The following is a 25,623-nucleotide window of genomic DNA, read 5'->3' on the forward strand; positions in this document are numbered from 1 at the left end:
CCTTGAAGTCACCGAAATACTTCGTGATCGCAGCCGTCAGCGTCGTCTTGCCATGGTCAACGTGACCAATCGTGCCGATGTTGACGTGCGGTTTCGTACGTTCAAACTTTGCCTTTGCCATAATTGGCTCCTTTTCGTGACGGTGCGTGCAAGCACACACCCTACAGGTTGGGTAGGGCGCGAGGTTTCCCCCGCACCGCCTTGATTACGCGTATTTCTTCTGGATCTCGTCCGAGATGTTCTGCGGCACGGCTTCGTAATGGTCGAACTGCATCGTGAACACTGCGCGGCCCGAAGACATCGAGCGCAGATTGTTGATGTAGCCGAACATGTTGGCCAGCGGAACGAAGGCGTCGATGACGTTCGCGTTGCCGCGGCTGTCCTGGCCACGAACCATGCCACGACGGCTGGTCAGATCGCCGATGATCGAGCCGGTATATTCTTCCGGCGTCACAACTTCGACCTTCATGATCGGCTCGAGCAGTTTTGCACCTGCTTTACGCAGACCTTCACGCATCGCCGCACGGGCCGCGATTTCGAATGCCAGCACCGACGAGTCGACATCGTGGTATGCACCGTCGATCAGCGCAACCTTGAAGTCGATCACGGGGAAGCCTGCCAGCGGACCGGAGTCCATGACCGACTTGATGCCTTTTTCGACGCCAGGGATGTATTCCTTCGGCACCGCACCGCCCACGATCTTCGATTCGAACGAATAACCTTCGCCCGGCTCGGTCGGGGTGATGACCAGCTTGACGCGACCGAACTGACCGGTACCGCCCGACTGCTTCTTGTGCGTGTAGTCGATCTCGGCTTCGTTCGAGATGGTCTCGCGGTAAGCCACCTGAGGCGCGCCGATATTCGCTTCGACCTTGAATTCACGCTTCATGCGGTCGACCAGAATATCGAGGTGAAGTTCGCCCATGCCGCGCATGATCGTCTGACCCGATTCGATATCGGTTTCAACGCGGAAGGATGGATCTTCGGCCGACAGGCGCTGAAGGGCGAGGCCCATCTTTTCCTGGTCAGCTTTCGACTTCGGCTCGACGGCAATCTCGATCACCGGCTCGGGGAAGGTCATGGTTTCCAGAACCACCGGTTTGGCCGGATCACACAGCGTGTCACCCGTGGTGGTGTCTTTCAGACCTGCCAGCGCGATAATATCGCCAGCAAAAGCTTCCTCGATCTCTTCGCGGTTGATGGCGTGCATGATCATCATGCGGCCAACGCGCTCACGCTTGCCTTTGGTCGAGTTCAGCATCTGGTCGCCTTTTTTCAAGGCGCCGGAATAGATACGCGTAAAGGTCAGCGAGCCGACGAAGGGGTCGTTCATGATCTTGAACGCCAGACCCGAGAAGGGCTGATCGTCCGAAGCCGAACGTTCGATGTTACGGGTTTCCGTCTCATCACCCGGTTCGAAGCCCATATAGGCAGGCACATCCAGCGGCGACGGCAGGAAGTCCACAACGGCGTTCAGCAGCGGCTGCACACCTTTGTTCTTGAACGCAGAACCAGCCATGACCGGGAAGAACGTCAGCGACAGCGTGCCCTTGCGGATCAGCTTGCGCAGCGTTGCTTCGTCAGGCTCGTTGCCTTCCAGATAGGCTTCCATGGCGTCGTCGTCCATTTCGACGGCGAGTTCGACCATCTTGCCGCGCCATTCGTCGGCCAGATCTTTCAGCTCGTCGCGGATCGGCTGACGAACCCAGCTTGCGCCAAGGTCTTCACCCTTCCAGACCCACTCTTCCATCTTGATCAGATCGACGATGCCTTCCAGCTGATCCTCGGCACCGATCGGCAAGGCGATCGGGCACGGGGTGCCGCCGGTGCGGTCCTTGATCATGCGCACGCAGTTGAAATAGTCGGCGCCGATCTTGTCCATCTTGTTGACGAACACGATCCGCGGAACCTTGTAACGGTCTGCCTGACGCCAAACGGTTTCGGTCTGCGGCTCGACACCTGCGTTGGCGTCCAGAAGGCAGATGGCGCCGTCCAGAACCGCCAGCGAGCGTTCGACTTCGATGGTGAAGTCGACGTGGCCGGGGGTGTCAATGATGTTAAAGCGATTCCGCTCGTTCGGATCTTCAGCATAGTCAGCATCTTCGTGACGCTGCCAGAAGGTCGTGGTCGCGGCCGAAGTGATGGTGATACCGCGTTCGGCCTCTTGTTCCATCCAGTCCATCGTCGCAGCGCCATCATGCACTTCGCCGATTTTGTGGGACTTGCCGGTGTAGTAAAGGATACGCTCGGTCGTCGTCGTCTTGCCGGCATCAATGTGCGCCATGATGCCGAAGTTACGATAACGCTGAAGCGGATATTCGCGTGCCATTAAGGGCCTTCCTTCCGGTTACCAGCGATAATGGCTGAACGCTTTGTTGGCGTCGGCCATCTTGTGTGTGTCTTCGCGCTTTTTGACGGCAGTACCGCGGCCATTAACGGCATCGGCCAGCTCGCCTGCAAGACGCTCTTCCATGGTGTTTTCGTTGCGGTTTTTCGCAGCGGTGATGAGCCAGCGGATAGCCAGCGCCTCACGGCGGGTCGGGCGAACCTCGACCGGAACCTGATAGGTGGCACCACCCACACGACGCGAACGCACTTCGACCGAAGGTTTCACATTGTCCAGGGCTTCATGGAAGATTTCGACCGGCTCGCGCTTCAGGCGCGTTTCGACCCGCTCCAGAGCGCTGTAAACGATACGCTCGGCAACCGATTTCTTACCATCAACCATCAGGTTGTTCATGAATTTCGTGATGACGCGATCGCCGTATTTGGCGTCGGGCAGCACATCGCGCTTCTCAGCGGCGTGACGACGTGACATTGAAGCCTCTCCTTACTTCGGACGCTTAGCGCCGTATTTCGAACGACGCTGACGACGGTCTTTGACGCCTTGGGTATCCAGCACACCGCGCAGGATGTGGTAACGGACACCCGGAAGGTCTTTTACACGGCCGCCGCGGATCAGAACAACGCTGTGCTCTTGCAGGTTGTGCTTTTCGCCCGGGATGTAGGAAATGACCTCGAAGCCATTCGTCAGGCGCACTTTGGCGACCTTACGCATAGCCGAGTTCGGCTTTTTCGGCGTCGTTGTGTAGACGCGCGTGCAGACACCACGCTTTTGCGGGCATCCTTGAAGGTGCTGCGACTTCGAGCGCTGCACTTTGGGCTGCCGCGGTTTGCGGATCAGCTGTTGGATCGTCGGCATTCGGTTCCCCGTCTTGCTTTCGTCAATACTCGCAACCAAAGGTTGCGCCACTTCTCGACGGCTAGATGCGCGAATCGCAAAAAGCCAAAAACCCATCCAGCCGTGATGACCGGCGGACGAGTTTTATTCCAGAGGATCAAGGCATAAAACCGGCCCGGATCGTGACCACAAAGGTTCTGGTTTCCCGCAGAGAGTCCTAGCGGGTGAGCGGCATATATGTGTGAATCACCAAGCTGTCAACACAGTCCACCGGTCTGGCGGCCAGCAAATCAAGCCAATTTCGGTGCCAAGGCGTTCAGCCCATCCAGACTGAAACCAAAACGACGCTGCAACTGTCGGTCAAGCTGTTTGTCCTTCAGTTGCCAAGCCAACCCCGGCCCCATTGCCCCCGAGTCGCTATCCCGGTGAATCGAGCGGATGAACATCAGCGGATCGGTCACCGCCACACCCGGCATCCACATAGGTAGTTTGGAGTGGTCATAGTTCAAGGCCGTTTCTGGCAGGTCAGGGGGAAGAAAGATCGTCAGCGCGACCCCCATATTGTGACAGATGCGCGGCGTCAGTTTTGCCCCCCCTGCCCCAAGTTCCAGCATCAGGCCGCGCGAATAGTCCAGCGACATGCGCCCCGTGGACTTCCACAACGCCTTGACGCGGTTGAAGTCCTTGCGCGTTGCCGCGATGTAATCCACCGCCACGGCGTCATCATCATCATGGCGGAAATGGCCGATCACATCTGCCGATGGGTCAACATGCGGCGCGACAGCCTGCCAGCATGCCGCGAGATGCTGTTGCATCGGCGGGACCAATTCCAACTTCAGCTGAGGGATGTCCTGCGTCAGATCGCGCAATTGCGACAGATAAGGTTCCGGCAGGTCCGGCCCGGTCATCACGACAAGCGTAAAATCGGGGTCCGTCTGTGCCCGCCATGTCGGCAACGCCACCTCGGTAAACCACGCCCAACGGCGTGCAAGACGCTGCGAATCATAAAGATAGGCCCGGCGCTGCTCATAGGTGTCATGTTCAACCTGATACCCGCGCAGACCGACATAGGAAAACCGGCAAAGGCCCAGCATCTGCACGCGCATCAGCGTCTCCACCCCAGTTTCGCTTCCCTCAGGATGGTATAGATGCCTGCACTGACAACCAAGCCCGCGCCGACCCATGTCCAGAAGTCGGGCCATTCACCGAACACCACCAATCCGGCAATGATCGCGACCAGAAGCGAGGTATAGCGGAACGGCGCAACATAGGAAATTTCACCGACGCGCATGGCGCTGACCGCGCTGAGATAACCGACCGTCAGGAACGCGCCCGACAGCAACAGCAGGACAAGCTGATCGAAACGGGGGGTGATCCATCCCTGAAAGAACATGCCGACCGCCCCCGTCACAAGAACGGCGCAGGCGGCATAAAGCGAAATCGTGGTTGTCGTCACCTGCCGACTAAAGCTGCGGGTTGCCAGATCGCGCATCGCGATCATCAGCATGGAACCGATCGCCACCAACGCCCAGATACCAAAGCTGTCGCCGCCGGGGCGCAAGATGATCAGCACGCCGGCCAGTCCGACCAAGGCTGCGATCGAGCGTCTCCAGCCCAGCTTCTCGCCAAAAACCACAGCCGCGGCCACCATCACGACCAGCGGCAGCGATTGCATGATTGCCGACAGGTCGCCGATTGCCATGTTGTGCAGCGCATTCAGGAACAGCGCGGTCGAGGTCACTTCACCGATCACCCGCAGCACCATCGGCAGGCGATCCTGCTCCGCAATGCGCAGCACGATCCCGCCCCGGCGTTGTGCCAGGATCAGCAGCATGACCAGCACCACAGCACCGCGCAGAAAAATGGCCTGATACAGGGGCATCTCCTGGGTGACGAATTTCATCACCGTGTCATTGCAGCCAAAGCTGACCATGGACAGCGTCATCAGACCCGCGCCGCGCAGGTTCTCACCCGCCTGCGGAGGTTCGGGACGCATCGAAATCGGGCGAACGCGACGTATCGGTGAAATAATAGGGGTGCGCATGTCGGATCACTAACTGCTGCTGCCCAAGCGTTAGAAATCAATGTGGTTTATCGCAAGCCCTGTTCTGCCCGAAAACGAGTTTTCATGACCAAAGACGAAGATGCGCCCGCCCGTAATGGCGATAGACCAGATTAGTAGCGTCGGGTCGTAGCGCATCCACGTCCGACACCGCCCCCAACCTCTCGGCAAGCCGTCGGGACCGATCATTCTGCGGATCGACATAGCTGACCAGCGTCGGCAGACGGCGCGTCTGACGCGCCCAATTGCACAGCGCGATTGCAGCCTCATACGCGATCCCCTGCCCTTCCGCGTCGGGATAGACAAACCAGCCCAGCTCATATTCCGGAAAGGACGGACCATAATTGATGCTGACCTGTCCGATTGCAGGACCACCATCGCGGCGTTGAATCATCAACCCGCCAAACCCAAACAGGCCCCATTGGGCATAGTCGCTGCAAAACAATCCCCAAGCCCTGACCTGGGAATATGGTCCGCCCATATACCGCGCACGGTCAGAAGCGAGAAAGCCGAAATACGCCTTCCAATCGTCCGTCTGCATCTGACGAAGGATCAGTCGTTCGGTGGTCAATGTGGGAATATCAGACATGATTTCGGCTTTTCCGGGGCGCGATGCAGAAAAGCATGCCGGGCCGAATGTGTCTATCGGAACGCATGAGATATGGCCGACAGAAATGAAAAGGCCCGGCAGATGCCGGGCCTTTTCAATTGTCAAAAGCGATACTTATTCTTCGCTGGTTTCCGGCACTTCAACGAAATCGACATCAACGACATCCTCCATCACCGGAGCAGCCAAAGCGGCGGCTTCTTCAGCCTCGCTGCGGCGTGCTTCGATCACGGCGTTGTCGCGCTCGGTCGCGATGCGGCGGACGCGAGCGGTTGCACCGCCCGTCCCTGCCGGAATCAGACGGCCGACGATGACGTTCTCTTTCAGCCCGACCAGCTTGTCGCGCTTGCCCTGAACAGCAGCCTCGGTCAGAACGCGGGTCGTTTCCTGGAACGATGCGGCCGAGATGAAGCTGCGGGTCTGCAAGCTGGCCTTGGTAATGCCCAGCAGCACCGGCTCGCCCGTGGCCGGACGGCCACCCCTGGCTTCAATCTTGGCGTTCTCTTCCTCGAACTCGTCGCGATCGACATTTTCGCCCTTCAGCAGCGTGGTATCGCCGCTGTCAAGGATTTCGATCTTCTGCAGCATCTGGCGAACGATCACCTCGATGTGCTTGTCGTTGATCTTCACACCTTGCAGACGATAAACGTCCTGAACTTCGTCGATCAGGTAGTCGGCCAAAGCCTCGATCCCCAGGATGCGCAGGATGTCATGCGGAGCCGGGTTACCGTCCATGATATAGTCACCCTTCTGCACGAAGTCGCCTTCCTGCACCGGGATGTGCTTGCCTTTCGGCACCATGTATTCAACGGTTTCACGACCCTCTTCCGACGGCTCGATGCTGATGCGGCGCTTGTTCTTGTAGTCCTTGCCAAAGCGCACATAGCCATCCAGTTCGGCGATGATCGCATGATCTTTGGGGCGACGGGCTTCGAACAGTTCGGCCACGCGCGGCAGACCACCGGTGATATCCTTGGTGCGGGCACCTTCGCGCGGAATACGCGCCACAACATCACCCGAACGGACTTCCTGGCCGTCCTCGATCGACAGAACCGCGTCCACCGACATCGGATAGCTGACGGGGTTCCCCTGTTCGTTGCGAACCGGCTCGCCGTTCTCATCCATGATGATGATCTCGGGCTTCAGATCGTTGCCTTTCGGCGCCGAGCGCCAATCGGTCACGATCTTCTGCGTCATGCCAGTTGCATCGTCGGTCTCATCACGGACAGAAATGCCCGAGAGAAGGTCGACGAACCGTGCCACACCGCCTTTTTCAGCGATGATCGGCAGGGTGTAGGGGTCCCATTCGTACAGCTTGGCACCGCGGATGACACGCTCGCCTTCCTTCACGAACAGCTTCGAGCCGTAGAACAGCTTGTGGCTGGCGCGCTCCTGCCCCTGATCATCAACGATGACCAACTGCATGTTGCGCGACATCACGACCTGTTCGCCATTGGCGTTGGTCAGGATGTTTTCGTTACGGAACTGAACCGTGCCTTCCTGTGCGGCGGCCTGGAACGACTGCTGACCACCTTGGGCAATACCGCCGATGTGGAAGGTCCGCATCGTCAGCTGGGTTCCGGGTTCACCGATCGACTGTGCGGCGATGATGCCGACAGCTTCACCGATGTTGACCAGCGTCCCACGGGCCAGGTCGCGACCATAGCACATGGCGCAGATGCCATCTTCCGACTCACAGGTCAGCGCCGAGCGGATACGCACATTCTGCACGCCAGCAGCCTCGACCGCGTCAGCCTTGCGTTCGTCGATCAGCTCGCCCTTGCGGACGATGATTTCATCGCCCCCCGGGACCAGCACGTCTTCGGCAGCCGTTCGGCCCAGAATACGCTCGCTCAACGGAGAGATAACTTCGCCGTCGTTGACCGCAGCCGAAGCCGTGATCGCCTGCTCGGTGCCACAATCATGCTCACGAATGATGCAATCCTGCGCCACGTCAACCAGACGACGAGTCAGATAACCCGAGTTCGCCGTTTTCAACGCGGTATCCGACAGACCCTTCCGGGCACCGTGGGTCGAGTTGAAGTATTCAAGAACGGTCAAGCCTTCCTTGAAGTTCGAGATGATCGGCGTCTCGATGATCTCGCCGTTCGGCTTGGCCATCAGGCCGCGCATCCCGCCCAGCTGTTTCATCTGGTTGGTCGAACCACGCGCACCCGAGTGGGCCATCATGTAAACCGAGTTCGGTTCCATTTCGGCGCCGTCCTCGTCCTTTTTCACCGCAGCGATGGTCTTCATCATGGCTTCGGTGACACGGTCGTTACACTTCGACCACGCATCGACAACCTTGTTGTACTTCTCGCCCTGGGTGATCAGACCGTCCAGATATTGCTGTTCGAACTCTTTCACCTGCTCCTGCACTTCTTCGACGATGGTCCACTTGTTGTCGGGAACCACCATATCGTCCTTGCCAAAGCTGATGCCGGCACGGAAAGCCTCACGGAAGCCAAGCCCCATGATCTTGTCCGAGAAGATCACAGCCTCTTTCTGACCGCAGTAGCGATAGACGGTGTCGATGACGTGCTGCACGTCCTTCTTGCGCAGCAGACGGTTGACCAGTTCGAACGGGGCCTTCGCGTTCAGCGGCAACAGGCTGCCCAGACGAAGACGGCCCGGCGTGGTTTCGAAACGCTGAAGCACTTCGTTGCCATTGTCGTCGATCTGCTTGATCCGCGCGGTGATCTTGGCATGCAGATGCACCTCACCCGAGGCCAACGCATGTTCGACTTCGTCGACGGTCGCAAAGGACATGCCTTCGCCCTTCATCCCTTCGCGCATCATGGTCGTGTAATACAGACCCAGAACCATGTCCTGCGACGGAACGATGATCGGCGCACCGTTGGCCGGCGACAGCACGTTGTTGGTCGACATCATCAGAACGCGGGCTTCCAACTGCGCTTCCAGCGACAGCGGAACGTGCACGGCCATCTGGTCACCGTCAAAGTCGGCGTTGAAGGCCGAACAGACCAGCGGGTGCAGCTGGATGGCCTTGCCCTCGATCAGGATCGGTTCAAACGCCTGGATGCCCAGACGGTGCAGCGTGGGCGCACGGTTCAGCAGAACCGGATGCTCGCGAATGACCTCGTCCAGAATATCCCAGACCTCGGGACGCTCTTTCTCGACCAGTTTCTTCGCCTGCTTGACGGTCGAGGACAGGCCCTTCGCCTCAAGTCGCGAATAGATGAACGGCTTGAACAGCTCCAAGGCCATCTTCTTGGGCAGACCGCACTGGTGCAACTTCAACTCGGGGCCGGTCACGATGACCGAACGACCCGAGAAGTCGACGCGCTTGCCCAGCAGGTTCTGACGGAAGCGGCCCTGCTTGCCCTTCAGCATGTCCGACAGCGACTTCAGCGGGCGACGGTTGTTGCCCGTGATGACGCGGCCGCGACGGCCGTTGTCAAACAGCGCGTCCACCGATTCCTGCAACATCCGCTTTTCGTTGCGAACGATGATGTCAGGCGCGCGCAGTTCGATCAGCCGCTTCAGACGGTTGTTCCGGTTGATCACGCGACGATACAGATCGTTCAGATCCGAAGTCGCGAAACGGCCGCCATCCAGCGGAACCAGCGGACGCAGTTCCGGCGGAATGACCGGGATCACGGTCAGCACCATCCATTCCGGGCGGTTGCCCGATTCCAGGAAGGATTCAACGATTTTCAGCCGCTTGATGATCTTTTTCGGCTTCAGTTCACCTGTCGCCTCTTTCAGATCTTCACGCAACTGGTCAGCCGTTGCTGCCAGATCAATATTGGCCAGCATCGTGCGGATCGCTTCGGCACCGATATCGGCCTGGAAAGCGTCAGCGCCAAAGTTGTCCTGCGCGTCAAGGAACTCTTCCTCGGTCAGCAACTGGCCATAGGTCAGGTCGGTCAGACCGGGTTCGATCACGACATAGTTTTCGAAGTAAAGAATCCGCTCAAGATCGCGCAGCGTCATGTCCAGCATCAGACCGATGCGGGACGGCAGCGATTTCAGGAACCAGATATGGGCGACCGGCGCGGCCAGTTCGATATGGCCCATCCGCTCGCGGCGGACCTTTTGCAGCGTCACTTCGACACCACATTTTTCGCAGACCAGGCCGCGATACTTCATGCGCTTGTATTTGCCGCACAGACATTCGTAGTCCTTGATCGGACCAAAAATGCGCGCGCAGAACAGGCCGTCACGTTCCGGCTTGAACGTGCGGTAGTTGATGGTTTCGGGTTTCTTCACCTCGCCGAAGGACCAAGCCAGAATTTCTTCCGGCGAAGCCAGCGAGATCTTGATTTCGTCGAACTGCCGCGGCGGAGCCAGCGGGTTCAGGGGATTGGTGGCGATTTCCTGGTTCATTCTCAATTCCTAATGAAGGGCACGGGGGAAGAATTGGGTGAGGGCTTGCGCCCTCACTCCTCTTCCTCCGCATCCAGGAGTTCCATGTTGAGGCCCAGACCCCGGACCTCTTTGACCAGCACGTTGAACGATTCCGGCACACCGGCTTCGAAGTTGTCTTCGCCCTTGACGATCGACTCATAGACCTTGGTCCGGCCTGCAACGTCATCCGACTTGACCGTCAACATCTCTTGCAGGGTATAGGCGGCGCCATAAGCTTCCAAAGCCCAGACCTCCATCTCCCCAAGACGCTGACCACCGAATTGTGCCTTACCACCCAGCGGCTGCTGAGTGACAAGCGAATACGGACCAGTCGAACGTGCGTGCATCTTGTCATCGACAAGGTGGTGCAGCTTCAGGACGTATTTCGCGCCAACGGTGACGGGACGTGCAAACTGCTCACCCGTGCGGCCGTCGAAGACGATGGACTGACCCGATGTGTCAAAACCAGCGCGCGTCAATGCGTCGTTGATGTCAACTTCCTTGGCACCGTCAAAGACCGGCGTGGCGATCGGAACACCGGTGCGCACGGTATTGGCGTGCTCGACCAGCGTTTCATCGTCCATATCGGCGAAGGTTTCGGCGTACAGATCATCACCATAGCCGTTCTTCATCGCGGCCCGGACCGGAGTCATATCGCCACTGCGACGATACTCTTCAAGTGCCTCGTTGATCTGGATCCCCAGACCACGCGATGCCCAGCCCATATGCGCCTCAAGAATCTGACCGACGTTCATGCGCGACGGCACGCCCAGCGGGTTCAGAACCAGGTCAACGGGCGTTCCGTCAGCAAGGAACGGCATGTCTTCGATCGGAACGACCTTGGACACAACACCCTTGTTTCCGTGACGACCGGCCATCTTGTCGCCGGCTTGCAGCTTGCGCTTCACCGCGACAAAGACCTTGACCATCTTCATGACGCCCGGAGGCAGATCGTCGCCCTGACGGACTTTCTCGACCTTGTCTTCGAAACGCGCTTCCAAAGCCTTTTTCTGGTTGTCGTATTGCTGGTTCAGCGCCTCGACTTCCTTGGCGATGTCCTCTTCGCTGACAGCAAGCTGCCACCACTGACCACGGCTCAGCGTGCCCAGCAGCTCTTCGGTGACTTCCGAATTGGCCTTGATGCCCTTCGGACCCTTCACGGCAACCTTGCCCATGATCAGCGATTTCAGACGCGCATAGATGTTGCGGTCCAGAATTGCCTGTTCGTCGTCACGGTCGCGTGCCAGACGCTCGACTTCTTCACGCTCGATCTGCAGCGCGCGTTCGTCCTTGTCCACACCATGACGGTTGAAGACGCGGACTTCCACGATGGTGCCATACGCACCCGGCGGCAGACGCAACGAGGTATCGCGAACGTCAGAAGCCTTTTCACCAAAGATGGCGCGAAGCAGCTTTTCTTCCGGCGTCATCGGCGATTCACCTTTCGGGGTGATCTTGCCGACCAGAATATCGCCCGGCCCAACCTCGGCGCCGATATAGACGATGCCAGCCTCATCAAGGTTGCGCAGCGCCTCTTCACCGACGTTCGGGATGTCGCGAGTGATCTCTTCCGGGCCCAGCTTCGTATCGCGGGCAGCCACTTCATATTCGTCGATATGGATCGAGGTGAATACGTCGTCGCTGTGAATCCGCTCGGAAATCAGGATCGAGTCTTCGTAGTTGTAGCCATTCCACGGCATGAAGGCCACGACCACGTTACGGCCGATTGCCAGTTCGCCCTGATCGGTCGACGGACCGTCAGCCACAACCTGACCCTTCACAACCTTCTCGCCCACCTTGACCAACGGACGCTGGTTGATGGTCGAAGATTGGTTCGAACGCTTGAACTTGCGCAGACGATAGATGTCCACGCCTGCATCGCCCGCACCCAGATCTTCGGTCGCGCGGATAACGATACGCTGCGCGTCAACCTGGTCGATGATACCGCCACGACGCGCCATGATGGCAGCGCCGGAATCGCGTGCAACGATGGCCTCCATGCCGGTGCCGACAAACGGTGCTTCCGCACGCAGCAGCGGCACAGCCTGGCGTTGCATGTTCGAGCCCATCAACGCACGGTTGGCGTCGTCGTTCTCAAGGAACGGGATCAGCGCCGCAGCGACCGAGACCAGCTGTTTCGGCGACACGTCGATCAGGTCGATCGCGTCCACCGGGTTCAGCGTAAAGTCACCGGACTGGCGGGTGCTGATCAGTTCGTCGACAAATTTGCCATCGGCATCCAGCGTTGCGTTGGCCTGAGCCACGGTGTGGCGCATTTCCTCGGTCGCGGACATATAGACCACGTCGTCGGTCACATGCCCTTCGATGACCTTGCGGTAGGGCGTTTCGATGAAGCCGTATTTGTTCACACGGGCAAACGTCGCCAGCGAGTTGATCAGACCAATGTTCTGACCTTCCGGCGTTTCAATCGGGCACATCCGGCCATAGTGGGTCGGATGAACGTCGCGAACCTCAAAGCCCGCACGCTCACGCGTCAGACCGCCCGGCCCAAGTGCCGACAGGCGGCGCTTATGCGTCACTTCCGACAGCGGGTTGGTCTGGTCCATGAACTGCGACAACTGTGAGCTGCCAAAGAATTCACGGACAGCCGCAGCAGCCGGTTTCGCGTTGATCAGATCCTGCGGCATGACGGTGTCGATCTCGACGCCTGACATGCGCTCGCGGATGGCACGCTCCATGCGCAGCAGGCCGACGCGATACTGGTTTTCCATCAGCTCGCCGACCGAACGGACGCGGCGGTTGCCAAGGTGGTCGATATCGTCGATCTCACCCTTGCCGTCGCGCAATTCGACCAGACCACGAATACAGGCCACGATATCTTCGTGGCGCAACGTGCGCTGCGTATCCGGGGCATCCAGATTCAGACGCATGTTCATTTTGACCCGGCCCACAGCGGACAGATCATAACGCTCGCTGTCAAAGAACAGGCTGTTGAACAGGGTCGAGGCAGCTTCAACAGTCGGCGGCTCACCCGGACGCATGACGCGATAGATATCGGTGAGCGCCTGTTCGCGGTTCATGTTTTTGTCGGCCGCCATCGTGTTACGGATGTAGGGACCAACGTTGACATGGTCGATGTCCAGAACCGGAATGTCAGTGATGTCGTTATCCAGCAGAACCTTCAGCAGGCCGCCGTTCATCTCGCCATCTTTGCCGTATTCGGCGGTGATCTCATCGCCGGCTTCGGCATAGATCAGGCCGGTTTCTTCGTTGATGATGTCTTTTGCAACGAAGCGACCAATGATCCGCTCGAACGGAACCAGCAGGTTCACCTGCTCGCCCGTTTCCTGCAACTTCTTGACCAGACGCGGCGTGACTTTTTCACCCGCTTTGGTGATGACTTCGCCGGTATCAGCGTTGATCAGATCGAACGCCGGACGGGTGCCGCGGACACGCTCGGGGAAGAAACGCGTAACCCAGCCTTGTTCGCGCCCCGATTTGCGCAGGCTGTAATCAACGGTTTCATAGAAAGCATCCATGATGCCTTCCTGGTCCATGCCCAACGCATACAGCAGCGTCGTCACCGGCAGTTTGCGGCGGCGGTCGATGCGTGCAAATACCAGATCCTTGGCGTCAAATTCGAAATCCAGCCACGAACCACGGTAGGGAATGATGCGGCAGGCAAACAGCAGCTTGCCCGAGCTGTGCGTCTTGCCACGGTCATGATCGAAGAACACACCGGGTGAGCGGTGCATCTGAGACACGACAACGCGCTCGGTGCCGTTCACAACGAACGTCCCGTTCTGGGTCATGAGGGGCATATCGCCCATGAACACGTCTTGTTCCTTGATGTCCTTGACCGATTTTGCACCGGTGTTTTCATCGACATCAAAAACGATCAGACGCAGCGTGACTTTCAGCGGGGCGGCATAGGTCATGTCGCGCTGCTGACATTCGTCAACGTCATATTTCGGATGCTCCAGTTCGTATTTCACGAACTCAAGCGTTGCGGTTTCGTTGAAATCCTTGATCGGGAATACCGACTGAAAAACGCCCTGAATCCCTTCCCCGTCATTATGTCCGGTGCCCTCACCAGAGTTCAGGAACAGGTCATAAGAGGATTTCTGAACCTCAATAAGGTTCGGCATCTCCAATACTTCACGGATGTTGCCATAGTAGCGCCGGATACGCTTTTGGCCGACATAAGCTTGCGCCATGGGGTCTTGTCACCTTTCGTCTTCGCACACGATCCGGGTCGGGGCCCCCGGAACGCAGGCTACGAATGTAGGGGTGAGGTTCCATACTTGCCGCTCGTCCCACCGTGCAGCTCCCGAACCTCGAACATGCCCTGAAGGAAAGTCTGCCCGCAGACCGCCCTTCAAGACAGGTTCGGCAGGGATCGGGAAATCCCGAACCCTGCCTCATTTCAATCAACCTAAGGGTCGATTACTTCAGCTCGACCTTGGCGCCAGCTGCTTCCAGCTTGGTTTTCATGTCGTCGGCTTCTGCTTTCGACACGCCTTCTTTGACTTTGCCGCCAGCTTCGACCAAGTCTTTGGCTTCTTTCAGGCCCAGACCGGTGATACCGCGAACTTCTTTGATCACATTGATCTTGTTCGCGCCGGCGTCGGTCAGAACGACGTCGAATTCGGTTTTTTCTTCAGCAGCTTCTGCTGCTGCAGCAGGACCAGCCATCATGACGGCGCCGCCAGCGGCCGGCTCGATGCCGTATTCGTCTTTCAGGATGGTTTTCAGTTCCTGAGCTTCCAGCAGCGTCAGGCCTACGATTTGTTCGGCGAGTTTTTTCAGATCAGCCATTTTTCCGTCTCTTTCAGTTAGTGTTCCAACGTCGGGTTTTCAACCACTCGTCGGGAAAGGGTTGCGTCACGCAGCCTCGCGCTCTTCCAGAGTGCTGAGGATGCCCGCGATGTTCGAAGCAGGTGCGCCAATAGCACCGGCGATGTTCGAAGCAGGCGCGCCGATTGCGCCGACGATCGAAGCGATAAGCTCCTCACGCGACGGCATCGAGGCGACGGCTTTCACACCGGCCGGATCCAGAGCCGTTTCACCCATTGCACCACCCAGGATAACGAAACGCTCGTTGTCCTTGGCGTATTTGTCGGCGATCCGGGCCGCAGCCGTGGGATCTTCCGAATAGGTGATTACGGTCATACCCGTCAGATAGTTGGCGATGCTTTCGCAGGCCTTACCTTGCAGGGCGATCTTGGCGAGCTTGTTCTTGGCAACGCGAACCGAACCGCCGGCTTCGCGCATGCGCGAGCGGAGGTCCTGCATATGTGCAACCGTCATCCCTTCGTAGTGTGCAACCACCACGACGCCAGAGCTTTCAAAGATCTGGCCGAGTTCTTCGACCAGCTGTTCTTTTTGTGCTCTATCCACGGTTTCACTCCAAGTTGGGGGTTTCCCCCCGGCTCTCACTTTTCCCGCCTTCCGACTGGTCGGCGGGTCGGGTCCGCTAGGGCAAGATCACCCGAAGGACAGACCTTCGGAAAAATGCTTGTTCCCATCTCAGGCAGGAAATTAAGCTGGCGAACCAGCACCCACCGTCTCGGACGAATCGATATACACGCCGATTCACACCCGCGCGCATATCAAGCCGCCCTCATACAGAGGTCGCGCCGAAATGTGAAGAGCAAAGAAACGCCGTTTGCCGCAATACCCCGGAAATTCGCGAACGAATGATTCTGGCCAGAAGCTGCGGGCAATTCATCCCAGGATGCAATGCAATCCGAGAGTGCAGTTCCATCGCCACAGACAACAAAAAGGCGGAGCAAAAGCCCCGCCTTTCCAATTGGATGACCCAGATCTGGATCAGGCTTGCGTGGCCGAAGTCACATCCACCGACACGCCCGGACCCATGGTAGAGCTGATCGAGACCTTTTTCATATAGGTCCCTTTCGCGCCAGTCGGCTTTGCTTTGCTGACAGCGTCGACGAAAGCACGCAGGTTTTCGGCCAGCTTGTCGGCGTCGAACGAGACTTTACCGATGCCGGCGTGAACCACACCTGCTTTTTCAGCTTTGAACTGAACTTCGCCGCCCTTGGCAGCCTTCACGGCATTGGCAACATCAACCGTTACCGTGCCCACTTTCGGGTTCGGCATCAGGTTGCGCGGGCCCAGGATTTTGCCCAGACGACCAACGAGCGGCATCATGTCCGGGGTTGCAATGACGCGATCAAAGTCGATCTTGCCGCCCTGAATCGATTCCAGCAGGTCTTCGGCGCCGACGACTTCTGCGCCAGCTTCCTTGGCTTCATCAGCTTTCGGGCCGCGTGCGAACACAGCGACGCGAACGTCTTTACCGGTGCCGGCAGGCAGCGTCACAACGCCACGAACCATCTGGTCTGCGTGACGCGGGTCAACGCCCAGATTCAGCGCGATCTCGACGGTTTCATCGAACTTGGCCGACGCGTTGTCTTTCACCAGCTTGACTGCATCTTCAACGGTCAGGTTCGACTTGCCTTCAAAGGCGGCGCGCGCCGCGGCTTTTTTCTTTGCAATCTTAGCCATGGCTTAGCCTTTCACCTCGATACCGATCGAGCGGGCCGAGCCCAGGATGATCTTCATCGCCTGATCGACGTCGTTGGCCGACAGGTCAGCCATCTTGGCTTCGGCGATCTCACGCACCTGCTTGACGGTCACCGAACCTGCAACTGCACGACCGGGCTTTTCCGAACCTTTCGGACGATTCCGCTTGCCAACCGGCTTCAGGCCAGCCGCTTTCTTCAGCAGGAACGACGCCGGAGCAGTCTTCGTCTCGAACGTAAACGATTTATCGGCGTAATAGGTGATCACGACCGGAACGGGCGAACCTTGCTCCATTTCCTGCGTCTTGGCGTTGAACGCCTTGCAGAATTCCATGATGTTGATGCCGCGCTGACCCAGTGCAGGACCAACGGGCGGGGACGGGTTGGCTTGACCCGCCTTGATTTGCAGCTTCAGCTGCCCGACGACTTTCTTGGCCATCTGGCCTTCTCCTTATCATCACGCCCCCGAAAGGGCCGACTTAGCGGTACGGCAAACCCCTTGTGGATGCTGCCTTCCGCAACCAATCACACGGTCTTCGCGACCTGTGTGAATTCCAGTTCGACCGGCGTAGGCCGGCCAAAGATCGAAACTGTCACCTTGATGCGGGACGAGATCTCATCGACCTCCTCCACCATGCCCGAGAAACCTTCGAACGGACCGTCGGTCACATTCACCTTCTCGCCGATGTCGAAGCGGATCAGGTTGCGCGGCGCCGCGGCTTCGCCCTCGCTCGTGCGGTGCAGCATCATGTTCACTTCATCGTCGCGCATCGGCATCGGTTTGCCCTGCGCCCCCAGAAAACCGGTGACGCGGTTGATCGAGTTTACCAGATGGTAGGTGCGATCCGACATATCCATGTGGACCAGCACATAGCCCGGCATGAAGCGGCGTTCGGACGTCACTTTCTTGCCACGGCGAATTTCGATGACCTCTTCCGTCGGGACCAGCACTTCGTCGATCTGATCTTCCAGACCCTTTTCAGCAACAGCCTGACGAATCGCCTCGGCGACCTTCTTTTCGAAGTTCGACAGGACGCTGACCGAATACCAACGCTTTGCCATGTTTCGCCCGACCTCTGTTCGTCATGATAGGGAATCGCACCATGCGGCGCTTAACCCTTTGAATTCCTATTCATCCAGCAAAATTGAAATCGGCGCGCATGCGTATTCGATGCACGCCGTTTGCCGGACAGTCGAGCGCAAATAACGCCCGAGGCCCTGAAATGCAAGCCCTGTTTAGCCCGTGATCAGGCGCAGACCTTCGGTCATACCAAAGCGGATCACCAGATCCACAAGGAAAAAGAAGACGCTGCACAACGCGGCCATGATGAAGACCATGATCGTCGTGGTGATCACCTCGCGGCGCGTCGGCCAGGTGATCTTGGCAGCTTCGGCGCGAACCTGATTGATGAACTGAACGGGATTGGCCACTTGCGGCTCCTTCGGCTTTGCAGGGCGTCAGATAGCGCCTGTCCGCCGTCGTTTCAACCCGTATCAACCTGCGGCAGCCATGAGATGATGCCGGCGGCATGCTACGGATGGAATGAGAACGATCTGGCAGGGGCAGAGGGACTCGAACCCGCGACCCTCGGTTTTGGAGACCGATGCTCTACCAACTGAGCTATACCCCTAGATCGTGGCGATCTGATATGACCTGTGAACAGGCGCGTCAAGCGGATAAAAATCGGCTTTTGCCGCGCGCCCGACCTTTTGTTTTTGTTGAAGCTAAAGATACGCTTTGATTGCCGCCTCAATGGCATCTGCGTGCCGATAGAGATCGGCTGGCTCGGTCACCTTAAATTTCGTCTCTGCCTTTTCCGCGTCGAAGAAGCCAACATTCCTGGTTGTTGCGGAATTGAAATAAAGTCGGCAGATCGGCCGACGGTTGTTATCGTCCATTAAAATTGCACAGTAGCTTTTGGCATCGCGCAACGTGATGCGGTCAACCGGGACAATGCTAGGTTTTCCGCATTGCGAGAGCGTGAAGACAATCCATCAATTATGTCTGCAAAATCCGACATTTTTCCCTCATGCAATTAAATGCCAAGCAACGTCAGGCGGAAATTCGCCCATTCCATAGCCTCTTTGCTTTATCGGTTTTCATGCAATCGCATTTACAACCGGCCTGTTGCTTGGCACCAAGGATCAGCAGTGCCCCCTCAGCCCCCGGCCTCTGTCTTTCCATCATCGTCCGACACGAGGAAACCGCCCGATTGCCGTGCCCAAAGCCGGGCGTAAAGGCCGTCTTGTGTCAGCAGTTCGGCATGTGATCCCTGTTCGATGATGCGCCCCTGATCCATGACGATCAGGCGGTCCATCGCCGCGATGGTGGACAGGCGGTGGGCGATGGCGATGACGGTTTTGCCTTGCATCAGCACATCCAGACGGGACTGGATCGCGGCCTCGACCTCACTATCAAGGGCGCTCGTCGCCTCATCCAAAATCAGGATCGGCGCGTCTTTAAGTGCCACTCGGGCAATGGCAATACGCTGGCGCTGGCCACCTGACAGTTTCACCCCCCGCTCACCAACATGGGCTTCAAGACCACGCCGGCCATAGCTGTCAGACAGACCGGGGACAAAGCCATCCGCCTCGGCCATGCGCAGGGCGCGGGCAATATCATCCTCGGCGGCGTCGGGGCGGCCATAGGCGATATTGTCACGAACCGAGCGATGCAAAAGAGAGCTGTCCTGTGTCACCACACCAATCGCTGCCCGCAAACTGTCCTGCGTCACTCTGGACACGTCCTGCCCGTCAATCGTGATCCGGCCCTGCTCGATATCGTGAAAGCGCAGCAACAGGTTGATCAAGGTCGATTTCCCGGCACCCGAACGACCGACAAGCCCGACTTTTTCGCCGGCCGCGATATGCAGCGTCAGATCATCCAGCACAGCCATCGGAAGGGCGCCTTCGATCCCGCGATAGCGGAAGGTCACATCATCAAAACGCACCTCTCCCGGCCCGCGCAGCAAGGGCTTCGCGTCAGGCGCGTCCAGCACCTCTCGCGGCAGGGCAAGACTGGAAATTCCGTCACGCACGGTGCCGATATTTTCAAACAACGCGGCAAATTCCCACATGATCCAATGCGCCATGTTGTTCAGGCGCAACGCCAGTGGGATAGCGACGGCGACCGCACCCACTTCGATCATACCATTGGTCCACAGCCACAGGCCCAGCCCCGCCACCGAAGCGACCAAGGCCACATTCAGGACATTCAGCACGATGTCCTGAAGGCTGGACAGGCGCATCTGCTGATAAACCGTCTGCAAGAAACCATCCAGACTGTCGCGCATCCAGATTTCTTCCCGCGCAGAATGCGAGAACAGCTTGACCGTCGCAATATTGGTATAGCTGTCGACAACCCTGCCCGTCATGGTTGAACGGGCATCGGCCTGCGCCTGCGCGACCCGCCCCAGACGGGGCACGATTTGCCACAGCATAATCCCATATGCGGCAGCCCAGACGACAAACGGCAACGCCAAACGCCAGTCCTGACTGGCTGCCAGCGCCAAGGCACCAATGAAATAGATCAGCACATAGGTGCCCACGTCCATGATTTTCATGGCCACTTCGCGCACGGCCAGCGCGGTCTGCATCAGACGTTGGGCGATACGACCGGCAAATTCGTCCTGAAAATAACCGATGGATTGCCGCAGCAGATATCGGTGCGCCTGCCACCGGATGCGCTGCGGAAAGTTCCCCATCAGCGTCTGGTGCAGCACCATCGACGACAGCATATTCAGAAGTGGCAGCACGACGACCAGCACAAGCGCCATATAGGTCAGGCGCGCGCCATGCATCTGCCAGAAGATTTCACGGGGCGTTTCGGCCAGTTGATCCACCAATTCGCCCAGCCACCCGAACAACGCCACCTCGATCAACGCGATCAGCCCGGACCCAAGTCCCAGCAAGATCAGCCAGGGCAATGCCCCCCGGCTGTAATGCAGCAGAAAACCCACCAGCGTGCGCGGAGGCATGCCAGGGGCGTTTGACGGATAGGGGTCAATGCGACGTTCGAACCACGAGAACATGGATATATCTTCAAAGGATCAGGAAACGGACCGAAGTGCTGGCCCAGCCAGATTTGCATGTCAAGTCAAAGCGGAAATTACAGGCAATCTTTCCGGTTTCAAGAAACACCAGCCGAGAAGCATCATTGAAGCCTGTTGGTGTGTGGCTATTCAATCGATTACCTATCGGCAGCGGGCAATGGCGAACATGGGACGGGCCGCCCGCTTTCAGAGTCCCTGATCAAAAGAAATGACCCCGGCAAGAACGTCCGGGGCCATATCATCAGACAGATCAGTTAGTCCGAGTGACGTGCAATCGCTGCCAGATGCTGTTCGGCTTCGGGATCGATCTCCAGGTTACCTTCGGCGTCACCCGCTTCCGGGTCGTTATACACACCGACATCAATCTTGCCTTCGGACTTGCCCACAATGACGGTGACAACCGCATCGCCCGTGATGTTCACTGCGGTTCGGATCATGTCCATCAGCCGGTCAACGCCAAGGATCAAGGCAATCCCCTCGATGGGCAGGCCGACCTGCGTCAGCACCATCGTCAGCATGACCAGACCAACCCCCGGCACACCTGCCGTCCCGATGGAGGCCAGAACCGCCATCGCGATCACCGTGATATAGCCCGACAGGCCAAGGTCCACGCCATAAACATTTGCAAGAAACACAGTGGCCACGCCCTGCATGATCGCCGTGCCGTCCATATTGATGGTGGCCCCAAGCGGGATCGAAAACGAAGCAACCGAATTATCGACGCCCATCCGCGATGTCACACAGCGATAGGTTACGGGGATCGTCGCATTGGAACTGGCGGTCGAGAAAGCAAAGACCTGCGCCGGGCGAATTTTCCGAATGAACTGCGTGGGACTTAGCCCTGTCATGACCTTCAGCAAGATCATCAGCGTCACAAACAGATGCAGGAGCAGCGCCCCGGTCAATGTGACGACATAGGCCATGACCGGAACAAACAACTCTATCCCCTGTTGGGCAAAAACGCGCGCGATCAGGCAGAAAACGCCAATGGGTGCGAAGGCCATGACAATTTCGACAACCTTCATCATCAGGTCATTCATATATTCACAGGCCTTGACGAAGGGCGCAGACGCCTCGCCCAGCATCAGGCCAGCGATGCCCACCACGATGACGTAAAAGATGATCTGCAACATTTCGGTATTCGCCAGCGCCGCAACCGGATTGGTCGGCACGATATTGGCAAAAACCATCCAAACACTTGGCGCATCCGCCGTCTGCACGGCGGAGGTGTCGACCCCTTCCATGGTAAAGCCGACACCCGGCCCGATCAACAGGGCGATGGCAATTGCCACCGCAATCGCAACCGCAGTTGTCAGGATATACAGGCCAAATGCCTTACCGCCGACCCGACCAAGCAGCCGAACATCGCTGATTCCAAACACTCCGGTCAGCAATGAAAACACGACCAGCGGCACAACCAGCATCTTCAGGGCGTTGACAAACGCCGTGCCGATCATGTGAAACAGACCATCGACCAGATAGTCATTGATGAAGGGCACATTGATCCGATTTGCGATCACACCAAAGATCAAACCTGCAATCATGCCGAGCATGATCTTGGTGGTCAGGCTCATCGTATCGGTCGATGCCTCAGGCTTTGCGGGACTATCTGCCATACAAAAACCCCTTGATTGATATTGCTGCACAAGGGCGCCTTATGCGCGTCTTGGTTGAGAAAGAACACTCAAATGTAACCCGTCGGGGGAGTTTTTAGCAGAGCTTTCTCTCATCGGGCGATTTACATCTCGCCCGGACGCGCAAATCCGCTGAATGGCTATCCGAAGCCAGGGTTCCGGTGCGGCAAAGACTGTCACGCAGAAGCCCGATCACGCAGCGGCCTTCAGATAGCGGCCTATAGGTGCCGGGTTTCCGGAGCGGTTTCCCACCACAGGTCATGCGCGCCATTTGCCCAATGAATCGGTGCGGCAATCAGTTCTTCTTCGGTTGCATCATCCAATGCGGCGACGACGACCTGCACAAACTGTCCGCCCATTTCCTCTATATCGCCATCGGACCACAGCCGGGTGCCACAGCGGCGGCAAAACCAGTTGTGCATGTTCAAACCGTCAGCCTGCGCCCGTGGTGTTTCGGCCAGATGTTCTTTACCCGCAAGCAAACGCAGCCCGCCCGGATCAGGCAACCGCATCTCCCAGTATCGCATCTTGCGGCAAAAACTGCAGTTACAGCGCATGGTGCCATCCGCCAGATCACCATCGGCCTCGAACCGTACGGCACCGCAAAAACAACTCCCGTGATAGGTTTTCATGACGTGAACCCTCCGTGAAAGACAGCTTCGATGTTATTGCCATCCGGGTCCAGCACGAAGGCCGCATAATAGTCCGGGCTGTAATGCGGCCGCAATCCGGGGCCGCCATTGTCCTGTCCACCCGCATTGATCGCGGCGGTGTAAAACGCCTCGACGGCGGCGCGGTCATTTGCCGACACAGCGACGTGGACATTGGTCGAGGGCGCTTTGCCCGTGCCGATCCAAAAGAAGGGATTTTCGTCGCGACCAAAGCCCAGATGCGCACCGTGGCCGCCGGTCATCTCTTCGGTGACCTCCATCAGCAGGCGGATTCCAAGCGGCGCAAAAGCCCGGTCATAGAAAGTCCGCGATAGGTCAAGGTTGGAAACCGTAAATCCGATATGGTCGATCATGGCATTTCTCCTTTGCCCGATCAGTATCTGGCATGCTGCTGACCGTTTACGTCAGCAGGTCACTTGTATCGCCCACCGCGCTGCAAAACCTCGATCTGATAGCCATCCGGATCGGCAATGAAAAAGAACCGCGCGATGACCTGCCCGCCCGGCGCGAAATCCACAAGCTTGCGCGGTGCCAGCCCCGCCGCCTCCAACCGGGCATGGGTCGCGTCCAGATCATCGACGGAAAAAGCGACATGCCCGTAACCATCGCCAAGATCATATGGAATGATCCGTCCCTTATTGACCGTCAACTCCAGTTCCATCTCGCTTTCGGCATTCGACAGGTAGATCAGCGTAAACTGGTCAAAATCCAGACGATCCGCGACGGTCAGGCCAAAGGCTTGTTCATAGAACGCGACCGAGCGTCCTTCATCCAGCACGCGAATCATCGCATGGATAAACTTGACCATAGGATGCGCTCCTTTGCGACGGACTGTCAGACATATCTTATCATGGGACCGCTTGGCGCCGCCAATACAGGATCACCGCCGCGGGGCGTTCTTGCGGATAATGGCAACCTCATACCGATCCAGAATCCGCTTGGGGATGGGCAGAAACATGGATGGCCCCAGCATCAGGACAAAAATATCCCGGCCTTCGGTCATATCGGTGAAATCGAACCAGCTGTAAATCCAGTCGCCCTTGTCGCTGGTCAACCTGATGCCATCTTCGCGAATTTGCAGCATGAATTGCTGACGCAAATGCGGATGCCATGCCAGCATCTGTGCACCCCAGAATACCGAAAAAACGACCATCAAAAGATGGGCCACAAGAAGGAAACCGCACATGATCAGAATTGCGGCCAACCATATCCAGACCGTCCAATCACGGCCTTCATTATAGAGCGTGATCGCAAGCGTTAAGAACAAGATCGCGCCAACCTGCAACGCCAGCCATGATTTGGAAAACAACCGCCTGCGAAATGCCAGCAGCGAACCACGGATCATATCCTGACGTGTAAATTCAAACTCTTGACTGGTCATCTTTTGCTCCGGCGACCCGTTCAACTAACGACGACGCCGAAAATGTGCCATCCCAGAAAACAAAAGGGCCGCCCTTTCAGGCGGCCCGAATGCAACGTCATACCTGCGGTCAATAACCGGTTTCGGTCGCCGCTTCGTCGATCAGATCGGCGATTTCTTCCGGGTGGGACGCCAGCGAGGCATGGCTGGCCGCCAGATGAACGACCCGCTTGGGGTTCATCCGCGCCGACATCATCTCCTCGTTTTCGGGGTTGATCATACGATCATGGATCGAAACCTGATACCAGACCGGTTTGTTTTTCCACGCGGGCGCGGTGACGTTGTCGCCAAAGGTGCTGGCCAGCGGGGCTTTCTGCGTGACGGCCATCACCAGCGCATCGGCCTCGGGCAGATCCTGGCAGAAGCTTTCGTGGAATTTGTCCTGCTTGATCCACAGATAGCCATCGCTGTCGGGCGCGATGTTCGGGAAGGCTTCCGGCGGTTTTGCCTGGCTGATGCCGCCCGGGCTTTCGCCGGCATCGGGCGCGAAGGCCGCGACATAGACCAGGCCCTTGACGTTGGGCAGATCGCCCATCTCGGTGATGACGGCGCCGCCATAGGAATGGCCGACCAGGATCACCGGACCGTGGATCTGCTTGACCATCTTGCGGGTGCGCTCGGCATCATCAGCCAGCGAGGTCAGCGGATTTTCGACCGCGTGCAGGTCATGATAGCCGCGCTTGTGCAGTTCCTTGATGACGCCGGCCCAATGGGCAGCGCCGCCCCAGAAGCCGTGAACCAGAACGATAGCGGGTCTTTGTGGCATTGTACCTCCTCACCCTGCGGGTGGTAACAACATGCAATACAAGGCTCATTCGCCTTGTGTTGCATGCTGCACGAAGGATGACGCAACTAATAGATATTGACTTAAATTAATTTCGGCGCTGATTCGGCTTATTTTTCAGGTCGAGATGCACAGTGATCAGGCATTGCCGGGGATGATGAATTATGTCCCCTGCCGCCACTTTATCCTTCCCGCCTTTTTTTATCGAAATAAGCCCGCCCCTTTCGGGACGGGCTTTCCATCATGATCTCCTGGCCCGGGGGCCGTCAGATCACTTGATGATTTTCGACACCACGCCGGCGCCGACGGTGCGGCCGCCTTCGCGGATCGCG

The 25,623-nt window shown here is 57.9% G+C and carries 22 protein-coding genes and 1 tRNA gene; all 23 read right to left on the minus strand.

Annotated elements, in window-relative coordinates:
• Positions 1-121: GTP-binding protein (locus H4P12_RS18145; RefSeq protein ID WP_246449383.1), on the minus strand; the 121-nt coding region annotated here is incomplete at its 3' end.
• A gap of 84 nt (positions 122-205) precedes the next feature.
• The gene (fusA, locus tag H4P12_RS18150; RefSeq protein ID WP_187795043.1) at positions 206-2,329 is read right to left on the minus strand and encodes an elongation factor G; all 2,124 of its coding nucleotides are present in this window, start codon (positions 2,327-2,329) and stop codon (positions 206-208) included.
• 18 nt (positions 2,330-2,347) lie between these two features.
• Entirely contained in the window at positions 2,348-2,818 is a 471-nt protein-coding gene (gene rpsG / locus H4P12_RS18155) for a 30S ribosomal protein S7 (protein WP_187795044.1), read from the minus strand.
• A gap of 12 nt (positions 2,819-2,830) precedes the next feature.
• A complete protein-coding gene (rpsL, locus tag H4P12_RS18160) occupies positions 2,831-3,202 on the minus strand; it encodes a 30S ribosomal protein S12 (RefSeq protein WP_022705687.1) in 372 nt (123 codons plus the stop codon).
• Between the two features lie 269 nt (positions 3,203-3,471).
• Positions 3,472-4,287, minus strand: a complete 816-nt coding sequence (locus H4P12_RS18165) for a glycosyltransferase (protein ID WP_187795045.1) — start codon at positions 4,285-4,287, stop codon at positions 3,472-3,474.
• On the minus strand, positions 4,287-5,177 hold the full coding sequence (locus H4P12_RS18170; RefSeq protein ID WP_246449381.1) for a DMT family transporter: 891 nt from the start codon (positions 5,175-5,177) through the stop codon (positions 4,287-4,289). The genes H4P12_RS18165 and H4P12_RS18170 overlap by 1 nt, the downstream gene beginning before the upstream one ends.
• Before the next feature lie 130 nt (positions 5,178-5,307).
• The gene (locus tag H4P12_RS18175; protein ID WP_187795047.1) at positions 5,308-5,832 is read right to left on the minus strand and encodes a GNAT family N-acetyltransferase; all 525 of its coding nucleotides are present in this window, start codon (positions 5,830-5,832) and stop codon (positions 5,308-5,310) included.
• A 135-nt stretch (positions 5,833-5,967) separates the two neighbouring features.
• Positions 5,968-10,200 carry a DNA-directed RNA polymerase subunit beta' gene (gene rpoC / locus H4P12_RS18180; protein WP_187795048.1) on the minus strand — a complete coding sequence of 1,411 codons (4,233 nt, stop codon included), beginning with the start codon at positions 10,198-10,200 and terminating at the stop codon, positions 5,968-5,970.
• Between the two features lie 53 nt (positions 10,201-10,253).
• Positions 10,254-14,399 (minus strand): DNA-directed RNA polymerase subunit beta, encoded by a 4,146-nt coding sequence (gene rpoB, locus H4P12_RS18185; protein WP_187795049.1) that lies wholly within the window; start codon positions 14,397-14,399, stop codon positions 10,254-10,256.
• Between the two features lie 229 nt (positions 14,400-14,628).
• Positions 14,629-15,000: a 50S ribosomal protein L7/L12 gene (gene rplL, locus H4P12_RS18190; RefSeq protein ID WP_187795050.1), complete on the minus strand. Its 372-nt coding sequence runs from the start codon at positions 14,998-15,000 to the stop codon at positions 14,629-14,631.
• A 66-nt stretch (positions 15,001-15,066) separates the two neighbouring features.
• A complete protein-coding gene (gene rplJ, locus H4P12_RS18195; RefSeq protein ID WP_187795051.1) occupies positions 15,067-15,582 on the minus strand; it encodes a 50S ribosomal protein L10 in 516 nt (171 codons plus the stop codon).
• A gap of 432 nt (positions 15,583-16,014) precedes the next feature.
• Positions 16,015-16,713 (minus strand): 50S ribosomal protein L1, encoded by a 699-nt coding sequence (gene rplA, locus H4P12_RS18200; protein WP_187795052.1) that lies wholly within the window; start codon positions 16,711-16,713, stop codon positions 16,015-16,017.
• Positions 16,714-16,716: 3 nt separating this feature from the next.
• Positions 16,717-17,169, minus strand: a complete 453-nt coding sequence (gene rplK / locus H4P12_RS18205) for a 50S ribosomal protein L11 (RefSeq protein ID WP_187795053.1) — start codon at positions 17,167-17,169, stop codon at positions 16,717-16,719.
• Positions 17,170-17,255: 86 nt separating this feature from the next.
• Positions 17,256-17,792, minus strand: coding sequence for a transcription termination/antitermination protein NusG (gene nusG, locus H4P12_RS18210; protein ID WP_187795054.1), 537 nt, complete (start codon positions 17,790-17,792; stop codon positions 17,256-17,258).
• 174 nt (positions 17,793-17,966) lie between these two features.
• A complete protein-coding gene (gene secE, locus H4P12_RS18215; RefSeq protein WP_187795055.1) occupies positions 17,967-18,161 on the minus strand; it encodes a preprotein translocase subunit SecE in 195 nt (64 codons plus the stop codon).
• A 124-nt stretch (positions 18,162-18,285) separates the two neighbouring features.
• Positions 18,286-18,361: transfer RNA gene (locus tag H4P12_RS18220), tRNA-Trp, on the minus strand.
• Between the two features lie 528 nt (positions 18,362-18,889).
• Positions 18,890-20,761: an ABC transporter ATP-binding protein gene (locus H4P12_RS18225; RefSeq protein WP_187795056.1), complete on the minus strand. Its 1,872-nt coding sequence runs from the start codon at positions 20,759-20,761 to the stop codon at positions 18,890-18,892.
• 275 nt (positions 20,762-21,036) lie between these two features.
• Positions 21,037-22,398: a dicarboxylate/amino acid:cation symporter gene (locus H4P12_RS18230; protein WP_246449382.1), complete on the minus strand. Its 1,362-nt coding sequence runs from the start codon at positions 22,396-22,398 to the stop codon at positions 21,037-21,039.
• Positions 22,399-22,634: 236 nt separating this feature from the next.
• A complete protein-coding gene (locus H4P12_RS18235) occupies positions 22,635-23,048 on the minus strand; it encodes a GFA family protein (protein WP_187795057.1) in 414 nt (137 codons plus the stop codon).
• Positions 23,045-23,440, minus strand: coding sequence for a VOC family protein (locus H4P12_RS18240; RefSeq protein ID WP_187795058.1), 396 nt, complete (start codon positions 23,438-23,440; stop codon positions 23,045-23,047). Before H4P12_RS18240 ends, H4P12_RS18235 begins: the two co-directional genes overlap by 4 nt.
• 59 nt (positions 23,441-23,499) lie before the next feature.
• Positions 23,500-23,895 (minus strand): VOC family protein, encoded by a 396-nt coding sequence (locus tag H4P12_RS18245; protein WP_187795059.1) that lies wholly within the window; start codon positions 23,893-23,895, stop codon positions 23,500-23,502.
• Positions 23,896-23,967: 72 nt separating this feature from the next.
• On the minus strand, positions 23,968-24,468 hold the full coding sequence (locus tag H4P12_RS18250) for a YcxB family protein (protein WP_187795060.1): 501 nt from the start codon (positions 24,466-24,468) through the stop codon (positions 23,968-23,970).
• Positions 24,469-24,577: 109 nt separating this feature from the next.
• A complete protein-coding gene (locus H4P12_RS18255) occupies positions 24,578-25,273 on the minus strand; it encodes an alpha/beta hydrolase (protein ID WP_187795061.1) in 696 nt (231 codons plus the stop codon).
• Positions 25,274-25,623 lie beyond the last annotated feature (350 nt).

Origin of the sequence: Paracoccus amoyensis (assembly GCF_014490725.1) — a bacterium.
Lineage (GTDB): Bacteria > Pseudomonadota > Alphaproteobacteria > Rhodobacterales > Rhodobacteraceae > Paracoccus > Paracoccus amoyensis.

Bases quoted from the DNA above. Each gene is read 5' to 3' on its own strand.
- fusA (WP_187795043.1), bottom strand. From the start codon at position 2,329: ATGGCACGCGAATATCCGCTTCAGCGTTATCGTAACTTCGGCATCATG.
- rpsG (WP_187795044.1), bottom strand. From the start codon at position 2,818: ATGTCACGTCGTCACGCCGCTGAGAAGCGCGATGTGCTGCCCGACGCC.
- rpsL (WP_022705687.1), bottom strand. From the start codon at position 3,202: ATGCCGACGATCCAACAGCTGATCCGCAAACCGCGGCAGCCCAAAGTG.
- H4P12_RS18165 (WP_187795045.1), bottom strand. From the start codon at position 4,287: ATGCGCGTGCAGATGCTGGGCCTTTGCCGGTTTTCCTATGTCGGTCTG.
- H4P12_RS18170 (WP_246449381.1), bottom strand. From the start codon at position 5,177: ATGCGTCCCGAACCTCCGCAGGCGGGTGAGAACCTGCGCGGCGCGGGT.
- H4P12_RS18175 (WP_187795047.1), bottom strand. From the start codon at position 5,832: ATGTCTGATATTCCCACATTGACCACCGAACGACTGATCCTTCGTCAG.
- rpoC (WP_187795048.1), bottom strand. From the start codon at position 10,200: ATGAACCAGGAAATCGCCACCAATCCCCTGAACCCGCTGGCTCCGCCG.
- rpoB (WP_187795049.1), bottom strand. From the start codon at position 14,399: ATGGCGCAAGCTTATGTCGGCCAAAAGCGTATCCGGCGCTACTATGGC.
- rplL (WP_187795050.1), bottom strand. From the start codon at position 15,000: ATGGCTGATCTGAAAAAACTCGCCGAACAAATCGTAGGCCTGACGCTG.
- rplA (WP_187795052.1), bottom strand. From the start codon at position 16,713: ATGGCTAAGATTGCAAAGAAAAAAGCCGCGGCGCGCGCCGCCTTTGAA.
- rplK (WP_187795053.1), bottom strand. From the start codon at position 17,169: ATGGCCAAGAAAGTCGTCGGGCAGCTGAAGCTGCAAATCAAGGCGGGT.
- nusG (WP_187795054.1), bottom strand. From the start codon at position 17,792: ATGGCAAAGCGTTGGTATTCGGTCAGCGTCCTGTCGAACTTCGAAAAG.
- H4P12_RS18225 (WP_187795056.1), bottom strand. From the start codon at position 20,761: ATGTTCTCGTGGTTCGAACGTCGCATTGACCCCTATCCGTCAAACGCC.
- H4P12_RS18230 (WP_246449382.1), bottom strand. From the start codon at position 22,398: ATGGCAGATAGTCCCGCAAAGCCTGAGGCATCGACCGATACGATGAGC.
- H4P12_RS18235 (WP_187795057.1), bottom strand. From the start codon at position 23,048: ATGAAAACCTATCACGGGAGTTGTTTTTGCGGTGCCGTACGGTTCGAG.
- H4P12_RS18240 (WP_187795058.1), bottom strand. From the start codon at position 23,440: ATGATCGACCATATCGGATTTACGGTTTCCAACCTTGACCTATCGCGG.
- H4P12_RS18245 (WP_187795059.1), bottom strand. From the start codon at position 23,895: ATGGTCAAGTTTATCCATGCGATGATTCGCGTGCTGGATGAAGGACGC.
- H4P12_RS18250 (WP_187795060.1), bottom strand. From the start codon at position 24,468: ATGACCAGTCAAGAGTTTGAATTTACACGTCAGGATATGATCCGTGGT.
- H4P12_RS18255 (WP_187795061.1), bottom strand. From the start codon at position 25,273: ATGCCACAAAGACCCGCTATCGTTCTGGTTCACGGCTTCTGGGGCGGC.